At 55.8% G+C, this 8,509-nt stretch carries 10 protein-coding genes; 9 read left to right on the top strand and 1 reads right to left on the bottom strand.

What is annotated here, in order from left to right; all coding sequences use genetic code 11:
- Positions 1–183 precede the first annotated feature (183 nt).
- Positions 184–1,584, bottom strand: a complete 1,401-nt coding sequence (der, locus tag Q1K23_RS05080) for a ribosome biogenesis GTPase Der (protein ID WP_300362976.1) — start codon at positions 1,582–1,584, stop codon at positions 184–186.
- 120 nt (positions 1,585–1,704) lie between these two features.
- Here der and Q1K23_RS05075 point away from each other — a divergent pair, with 120 nt between their 5' ends.
- From Q1K23_RS05075 to Q1K23_RS05035, 9 genes are all read left to right on the top strand, one after another.
- Complete coding sequence (locus tag Q1K23_RS05075; RefSeq protein WP_300362975.1) at positions 1,705–2,451, top strand: DUF3108 domain-containing protein; 747 nt, start codon at positions 1,705–1,707, stop codon at positions 2,449–2,451.
- 53 nt (positions 2,452–2,504) lie between these two features.
- Positions 2,505–3,353: a DMT family transporter gene (locus Q1K23_RS05070; RefSeq protein WP_300362978.1), complete on the top strand. Its 849-nt coding sequence runs from the start codon at positions 2,505–2,507 to the stop codon at positions 3,351–3,353.
- An 88-nt stretch (positions 3,354–3,441) separates the two neighbouring features.
- On the top strand, positions 3,442–4,176 hold the full coding sequence (locus Q1K23_RS05065; RefSeq protein ID WP_300362974.1) for a GGDEF domain-containing protein: 735 nt from the start codon (positions 3,442–3,444) through the stop codon (positions 4,174–4,176).
- A 17-nt stretch (positions 4,177–4,193) separates the two neighbouring features.
- Positions 4,194–4,925: a diguanylate cyclase gene (locus Q1K23_RS05060; protein WP_300362973.1), complete on the top strand. Its 732-nt coding sequence runs from the start codon at positions 4,194–4,196 to the stop codon at positions 4,923–4,925.
- 14 nt (positions 4,926–4,939) lie between these two features.
- On the top strand, positions 4,940–5,593 hold the full coding sequence (locus Q1K23_RS05055) for a GGDEF domain-containing protein (RefSeq protein ID WP_300362972.1): 654 nt from the start codon (positions 4,940–4,942) through the stop codon (positions 5,591–5,593).
- Positions 5,594–5,598: 5 nt separating this feature from the next.
- Positions 5,599–6,393, top strand: a complete 795-nt coding sequence (kdsA, locus tag Q1K23_RS05050; RefSeq protein WP_300362977.1) for a 3-deoxy-8-phosphooctulonate synthase — start codon at positions 5,599–5,601, stop codon at positions 6,391–6,393.
- A gap of 115 nt (positions 6,394–6,508) precedes the next feature.
- On the top strand, positions 6,509–6,979 hold the full coding sequence (ribH, locus tag Q1K23_RS05045) for a 6,7-dimethyl-8-ribityllumazine synthase (protein WP_300362970.1): 471 nt from the start codon (positions 6,509–6,511) through the stop codon (positions 6,977–6,979).
- On the top strand, positions 6,979–7,395 hold the full coding sequence (gene nusB / locus Q1K23_RS05040; RefSeq protein ID WP_300362968.1) for a transcription antitermination factor NusB: 417 nt from the start codon (positions 6,979–6,981) through the stop codon (positions 7,393–7,395). Before ribH ends, nusB begins: the two co-directional genes overlap by 1 nt.
- A complete protein-coding gene (locus Q1K23_RS05035; RefSeq protein ID WP_300362967.1) occupies positions 7,392–8,450 on the top strand; it encodes a dehypoxanthine futalosine cyclase in 1,059 nt (352 codons plus the stop codon). Before nusB ends, Q1K23_RS05035 begins: the two co-directional genes overlap by 4 nt.
- Positions 8,451–8,509 lie beyond the last annotated feature (59 nt).

Below are 8,509 nucleotides of genomic sequence, written 5' to 3'. Positions count from 1 at the left end.
GCAGGGAAAAGAGTGCGAGCTCTCGCTCGCGTGCAAACTGACACTCGATTTTTGAAATGCTTAACGGTGAACGGTGAACGGTAAACAGTGAACGGAGGTAGGGGAGCTTCGCTTCGCTCGCTTAATTTTTGAACAAGCTTGACTCTGTTACCTTCCTCAACACTCAACACTCAACACTCAACACTAAGCCTGCTCTTCGGACGCCTCTTCCCTCTCTCCCCGTTTTTTCGGGATCAGGATGAGAGGTGTGCCCTCCAGGTCGAAGTTTTCCCTCAGCTGGTTCGTCAGATAGCGCAGGTAGCTGAAGTGGATGCCTCTGGGGCGGTTGGAGATGAGGGCGATCTTCGGGGGTTTGATGGCGTACTGGGACGCGAAGAGGATATTGACCGGCTTGCCTTTGTGGCTGGGGATGTGGTGGCGGATGGTCGCCTGCCTGATGACGTCGTTGAGATCGCGGGTCGGAATGTGACGGGTGTAGTTTTCGAAAACTTTCAGAATCATGTCGGCGATCTTGTGGACACGCTTTTTCGACTTGGCCGATATGGTGACGATCGGGGCCCAGCTGAGAAACTTGAAGCGGTAGCGGATCTCCTTGACCATCTCCTCGTAGCTTCCCAGGGCCTCGTCCCACTTGTTGAGGACGATGATGCAACCGAGTTTGTATTCGTCCACGAGCCCGGCGATCTTTTCGTCCAGTTCGCTCAGCGGTGCGCTGGCGTCGAGCACCAGCAGGGCGATGTCGGCCTTTTCGAGCATCTGACGGGTGCGTCCCAGGGCGTAGCGTTCGATCCCCTGGATCTTTCCGCGTCTGCGCAGCCCCGCCGTATCGACGAAGGTGACGGTCTTGTCGCCCAGGATCATCTTCTCGTCCACCGGATCGATCGTCGTGCCGGCCACGTCGCTGACGACGGCCCGCTCCTCGCCCAGCAGGGCGTTGAGCAGTGAGCTTTTGCCTACGTTCGTGCGGCCGATGATCGCCACGCCGATGGTGCTCAGATCCTCCTCTTCCTGCAGCGTTCCGCTCTCGTCGAACTGTTCGATCAGGTTTTCCAGGGCATCCATCTCGTCACTTTCGACGACGGGCATCGGAAGCTCCGGTTCGTCGAGAAGGCTTTTGATCCAGTCGATCAGCTGTCCGACACGGCGGTTGTGGGAGACCGAAATGGCGAACATGTTCTCGGCACCGAATTCGCTGAACTCCCAGGCCCGCTCCTCCTCCTTGTCGTTGTCGATCTTGTTGATGACCAGGGCGATCGGTTTTCCAAGAGACTGGAGCCTGTAGAAGAGCTGTTTGTCCCGGTCGTCGGGGAGCGCTTTGCCGTCGACCATGTAGACGATGATATCGGCCGCTTCCGCCGCTTCGATCGCTTTGTTCCCGACACGTCTGAAGAGTTCGCTGCTCTCGTCGATGCCGCCTGTATCGAGGATCTCCGCCTCTTTGCCGTCGAAATCGATGATCTCTTTCTTGACGTCGCGTGTCGTGCCCGCCATATCGGAAGTGATGGCGATGCGTCGTCTCGCAAACCTGTTGAAAAGGGAGCTTTTCCCTACGTTGGGCTGTCCCAGTATCGCTATTTTTTTCATATCTCTCTTTGATTCACAATTTTCCGGCATTATATGCCGAATGCGAAATTTGTCAACAATTTAGTGCGATTTTATCGTAAATGTGATTAAATGTGGTAACTGAAGATGGGGGAATGAACAATGGTCAGATGGCTATTTGCGCTTTTGCTGGCGTTTGGAGTGCTGCAAGCCGAAACGACGGTCGGAAAATACAGTGTCGAATACGGAATTTTCGGAAAGATGGGCGTGGCCAAAGCCGAAATGACCAGAAACGACGACCGTTACGAGATCGTCATGACCGCCAGGGCGACGGGTCTGGCGAAAGTGCTGAGCGGCGGACGGGTCGAAGTCTACAAAAGCAGCGGCCTCGTCGTGAGCGGACGTCTCGTGCCGCAGACCTACTCGAAAGATATCCGCCGGTTTCACAAACGCAGAATCAAAACCTACAGTTTCGATCATCCCCACGGCAAAGTGACGGTCCACGAAGAGCGCTACGAGGACGGAAAACTGGTTAAAGAGAAAAACGAAACACTTCCCTACTACGCCACCGACGACATCTTTTCGCTCTATTTCAACGTCATGGATATCATCGGCGACTGTTCCAAACCTTTCGATAGGTATCTGCACGCGGTGGGTGCGGAGAAGAAGACGGGCAGGGTACGGGTCCAGACCGTGATCGGAAAAGAGAGGGAAAAAGTGCGGGAGTTTCTGGGTGACGCGCCCTGTTATCTGAAGGTGACGGTCTATCAGAAGCTTTTCGGCTCGAAAGGGGGCGAACTCTACCTGGCACTGCGTAAAGACGGCATCGTCAGCAAAGCGGTCCTCAAGGATGTCGTCATGTTCGGCGATGTCCGCGGCAGACTGATCGATTTCCGCCGGACAGAGTAGATATACGATTCGTGAGAGCGCGTTTCAACAGGCTCGACGCCGGCATCAGGTATATGCTTTTCGCGTCGCTGATGTTTGCGTTGATGGGGGTCTTCGCCAAGCTTCTGAGCCAGACGATGCCCTCTTTGGAAGTGGTCTTTTTCAGAAACGTCTTCGGTGTCTTTCTCGTGGCTGCCACCCTTCTGAAGAGACCGATGACCCATCCGGGAGGGAAACCCTGGCTCCTCTTTTTCAGGGGGCTGATGGGCTTTCTGGCGCTTCTGGCCTTTTTCTACAACATCGCCCATATTCCGCTGGGTGACGCGATGACCTACTCCAAAACCTCTCCCATCTTCACCGCCTTTTTCGCCTGGCTCTTTCTTCGTGAAAAGATGGGTCTTCCGGGGTGGGCGGCTCTGCTGCTGGGGTTCGCCGGGATCGTGCTCATCGCCAAGCCTTCCGGCCTGAGCCTGGACAAGACGGCCTGGCTCGGTATCTTCAGCGGTGTGGGTGCCGCACTGGCCTATACCGCGGTCAGGGAGCTCAAACGCTACTACGACACCCGCGCCATCGTGCTCTCTTTCATGGGCATCGGGACCCTTGGACCGCTCTTTCTGATGGCTCTGAGCCCCTACGTCGATTCGCCCGAACTCGATATGCTCTTCGGCCAGTTCGTGATGCCGTCGGGAAAAACCTGGATCTACGTGGTCGTCATGGGTCTTTTCGCGACGCTGGCCCAGGTCTATATGACCAAAGCCTACGGAGTCACCCAGGCGGGCATCGTCGGCGCCGTCAGCTACAGCAACATCCTCTTTTCCATTCTCCTGGGTCTTCTGATCGGCGACCCTTTCCCCGATCTTTCGACATGGCTCGGCATCGCGCTTATCGTCGTTGCAGGTATCACCGTCGCCCGTAACAAATAATCGAAAAGGGTCGATATATCTCGCATGATTATGGCGTATAGTGCCGATACGCTTTAAGAAAAAATATGTTAAAGTGGAAAGTGATACTATGCTCAAAAAAATCGATAAGTGTCTGTTGAAAGTGGGAATGGCGGCGTTTGGGCTGGGTGTAGCGGCAAGCCTCCTTCTGAGCGGCATCGCATGGCTACTCGTGGAAAAAGGTCTCTGGGCACAGCCCGAAGAGGGCCTCGTGATCATGGGTGTGGTCTATCTGGTGCTCTTTACGCCCCTTTTCTACTATCTGCTCTATCAAAAAAGCATCGTCGACCAGATCAAAAAGGATAAGGAAGAGAGACTTTTACGGGACGTGACGACCCGTCTTTACAAGAGCAAGGTTTTCAAGGAGCTGGCCGGCACGCAGATTCGTCTCTGCAAGCGAAACGGCTGGCCGGTCGGCATGATCGTCATGGATATCGATCAGTTGGCCAGAATCAACCAGCAGTACAGTTTCGACGCGGGCAACCAGGCGCTCAGACATTTCGCCGCCATTTTGAAAGAGACGATCCGAGAGAGTGATCTGGTGGCCAGATTCGACGACGACAGATTCGTGCTGCTTCTGCCCAACTGCGACATCAACAGCGCCAAAAAGGTGGTCCAGCGTTTTCAGAGCCAGATACTTTCGACGCCGCTTGTCGTCGACAAAAAAGAGATAAAGATACCTTTTTCTTCGGGTGTGGTATCGTTCGCCGGGAGAGTGGCGAAGTTCAACCATCTGCTAAACCGTGCCAACATGGCGCTGGAGCAGGCGAAGAAAAAGGGTGGAAACAGGATAGAACTATTTTAGCAAAAGGGTAGTTTTCAATGAGCAATGTCGTAAACAGTGGCCGTTACAAAATTCTCGGAGCGCTGCTTGGCGGAATCGTATTGACGAGTGCCGCGGCGTGGCTTCCTCTGCTGCAAAAGGAGCTGGAAGCCTACAACATTCCCTACGTTTCGGCGACGACCGCGACCTACGGCCTCTTTTTCCTGATCGCTTTTGTGGTGTCGTACCTTTTCGTGACCGAACTGATCAAAGCCCGCATCCAGACGCAGCGCTGCAACGATGTGCTCAACCCCTCCGCCTCTTTCGAACTGCACGACAAACAGCTTTTCCACTCGATGGGCAAAAAACAGATATTGATGGCCAAACGCAACGAGTGGCCCGTGAGCATGATCGCTCTGTTTATCCAGGCGATGAAGGGACCGAAGCCGGCCCCCGAGGATGTGAGCAAAAAACTGAAAGAGATCGTCGTCGAAGAGCTCGAAGCGATGATGCGCGGCAGCGACCTGGCCGGCAGTTTCGCGAAAAACGAATACCTGCTCCTTTTTCCCAATTGTCCCTCCGAACAGGTGAAGGATATCGCCGAGCGGATACTGAAACATCTTTCCGAAAAGCGGATACCGATCGACGGTGAAGAGTACCGCCTCGAGTGCAAGTGCGGTATCGCATCCTTCGAACCCAGTGCGCTCGATTTCAAACGGCTGATGGAGCGGGCGTTCGAGGCACTCGACCGCATCAAGGGTAAACGGGGCGACCGGATAGAGATTTATTGACAGGATTTTGAACGATGAATTTGGAAATATTGTACGCCTTGATCGGCATACTCGTCGTCATAAGCGGCGTGACGGGATTTTATCTCTACAAGTGCGGTAAAACGCTTCGTCTTTGCAAAAGCAAAATCAAAACGATGACCGAAGAGATCCATGCCGCGAGGTCTCTGGACGAAACGACGGGTGCTTTCAACTACCCTTTCTTCGTCAAGACCGCCAATGTCCAGATCAAACTGGCCAGAAGGCACCGGTGGCCCGTGACGCTGATGATCGTCGATGTGGATCAGCTCGAAAAGATCAACCTGCGCTACAGTTTCAAAACGGGTGACAACGTTCTCAAACATCTGGCGGAGTCGATTCAAAGCGTTCTTCGAAGCAGCGATGTGCTGGGGCGTTTCGGCGGATCGGGCATTTTCATACTGATGCCGGAGTGTGACGTGGACAACATCCCCTCGGTCTTCGAAAGAATCGAGGAGAAGGTCCGCAAATCTCCCCTGATGCAGGGTGACAAGCGCATCGATTACCGCAGGAGCGCCGGTGCCGTCACGATGTATGGCATGCAGATCCATCTGAACCAGATGATGCAGCTGGCCGAAGACGCTCTGAACGCGGCGAAAGAGCGGAAAAAGGAGCTGGTGATTTTCGACAAAGAGGGAGTGGAGATAAAATGAAAAAGATGATTCTGATCGCGGGTCCCTGTGTCATGGAGAGCCGTGAAAATGTGATGAAGATCGCCGAATCGCTGCGAAAATACGCCGATGACGACAGGATCGACTTCTATTTCAAAGCGAGTTTCGACAAGGCCAACCGCACCTCTTTGGAGAGTTTCCGGGGGCCCGGGCTCGAAGAGGGGATGAGGATTTTCGAAGAGGTCAAAAGCGCCTTCGGCTACAAGACTCTGACCGACGTCCATGAGACGTGGCAGGTGCCGAAGGTGGCCGAGACGGTGGACGTGCTGCAGATTCCGGCCTTTCTCTGCCGCCAGACCGACCTGCTGGTGGCCGCGGCCAAAACCGACTGCATCGTCAACATCAAGAAAGGGCAGTTCATGGTGCCTGCCGACATGCAGTATTCGGTCCTCAAAGTCCTCAAAACCCGCGGATACGAGTCGGCCGACTACGAGACGAGCGAAAAAGCGGGGGTCTGGCTGACCGAGCGCGGATCGACTTTCGGATACGGCAACCTCGTCGTCGATATGCGCGCCTTTCCGATCATGCGCCGGTTCGCTCCCGTCATATTCGACGCCACCCACAGCGTCCAGATGCCGGGGCAGGGGGGAAAGACGGGCGGCGACAGCTCCTTCGTCCCCTATCTCGCCAGAGCCGCGGCGGCGGCCGGCGTGGACGGATTTTTCTTCGAAACCCACTTCGACCCCTCCATCGCCCTCAGCGACGGGCCGAACATGATCCGTCTGGAGACTCTCGAGAGTCTGCTGGAGCAGATCGTAAAAATCAGGGAAATCGTCGAATAAAAGGGCGCAAAGCGTCCTTCCGATGACCGATGATCCATAACCAATGATTTTTGCGTAGCGAAATTTCAAAACTCTTTCGCTAAAATATCACAATTTCATTCACCGAGGACTTTTCATGAATCTCATCGAAGGACAGCTGAAACTTCAGGGAGACGAGCGCGTGGCGATCATCGCCAGCCGCTTCAACCACATCATCACCGACCGTCTGGTCGAAGGTGCCAGGGATGCCTTTTTGCGTCACGGAGGCAGCGACGACCATATCGATCTCATTCTGGTGCCCGGGGCGTTCGAGATCCCCTTCGCGCTGGAGAAGGCGCTTTCGAGCGGAAAATATGCCGGTGTCTGCTGCGTGGGCGCCGTGATCCGCGGATCGACCCCCCATTTCGACTATGTGGCCGCGGAAGCGACCAAGGGAGTGGCCAACGTCACGCTCAAATACGGCAAACCGGTCGCCTTCGGCGTGCTTACCACCGACACGATCGAGCAGGCGATCGAGCGGGCCGGCTCCAAGGCGGGCAACAAAGGGTTCGAGGCGATGACGGGCGTCATCGAGATGATCGACCTCTACCGCACGATGGAAGCGTAATGGCGACACGTCACCAGTCCCGCGGCGCGGTCATCAGTCTGCTCTACGCCCACGATATCGGCAATCCCGAAGTCAAAAAATTCGCCGAGGACCTTCTGGAAGAGAAGAAGATCCGCCACAAACAGCGGGAATTCGCGCTGGGACTCTACCACGGCGTCCTGGAACATCTGGAGGAGATCGACAGGCAGATCAAGGATCATCTGAAGGATTGGGATTTCGACCGTCTGGACCATGTGGACAAATCGATCCTGCGCCTGGGCGTCTACGAGCTGCTCCATACCGATCTCGACCGCGCCGTCGTGATCAACGAAGCGGTGGAGCTGGCCAAGGAGCTCGGCAGCGACCAGTCGCCCAAATTCGTCAACGGCGTACTCGACGCCATCGAAAAGACGGCTTCGGGGAACGGAGCCAAATGAGTCGGATGAGTGCGGCCGAGGCGGTGGAGCTGATCCGCCACGGCGATCTGAAAGAGCTGGGCCGCATGGCCTACGAAAAGAAAAAGGAGCTCCACCCCGAGGGGATCACCACCTTCGTCGTCGACCGCAACATCAACTACACCAACCGCTGCTGGGTCGACTGCAAGTTCTGCGCCTTCTACCGCCACGGCGACGACGAGGACGTCTATGTGCTCAGCTTCGACGAGATCGACGAAAAGATCGAGGAGCTGCTTGCCATCGGCGGGACGCAGATCCTCTTTCAGGGGGGTGTGCACCCCAAGCTCAAGATCGAGTGGTACGAGGATCTGGTGGAGCATATCCATCAAAAGTATCCCCAGATCACGATCCACGGCTTTTCGGCGGTGGAGATCGACTACATCGCCAAAGTCTCGCGCATTTCGGTCGAAGAGGTACTTAGGCGCCTCAAGGCCAAAGGACTCAGCTCCATCCCTGGCGCGGGGGCGGAGATCCTCAGCGACCGGGTCCGCGACATCATCGCCCCCAAGAAGATCGACGTCGAGGAGTGGCTGAACGTCCACCGGCTGGCGCACCGAAACGGCATCAAATCGACGGCGACGATGATGTTCGGCACCGTCGAAACCGACGAGGAGATCGTGGAACACTGGGAGCACGTGCGCAATCTCCAGGATGAAACGGGAGGATTCCGCGCCTTCATCATGTGGAGTTTCCAGCCTTACAACACGGCGCTGCAGAAAGAGGGAATCGTCAAGCACAAGGCGAGCCCCAACCGGTATCTCAGGCTGCTGGCGGTGAGCCGCCTCTTTCTGGACAACGTCAAAAACATTCAGAGTTCCTGGGTGACCCAGGGGAGCTACATCGGCCAGATGGCGCTGCTCTACGGCGCCAACGACCTGGGAAGCACGATGATGGAGGAGAACGTCGTCAAAGCCGCCGGAGCCGTCAACCGGATGAACCAGGAGGAGATGATCCGCCTCATCCGCGACATCGGCGAAACACCGGCCAAACGCAACACGGCCTACGAAATTCTGGAGGTCTTCCAGCGTGGGGGGTGAAGAGGTACGGCTCTTTCAAAAGCTCCTGCAGGAGGCGAAAATCCATCGCCAGCGGATCG

It is taken from the genome of Hydrogenimonas sp. (assembly GCF_029933015.1).
Taxonomy (GTDB): Bacteria; Campylobacterota; Campylobacteria; order Campylobacterales; family Hydrogenimonadaceae; genus Hydrogenimonas.
This window is presented reverse-complemented; position numbering and strand designations above follow the sequence as displayed.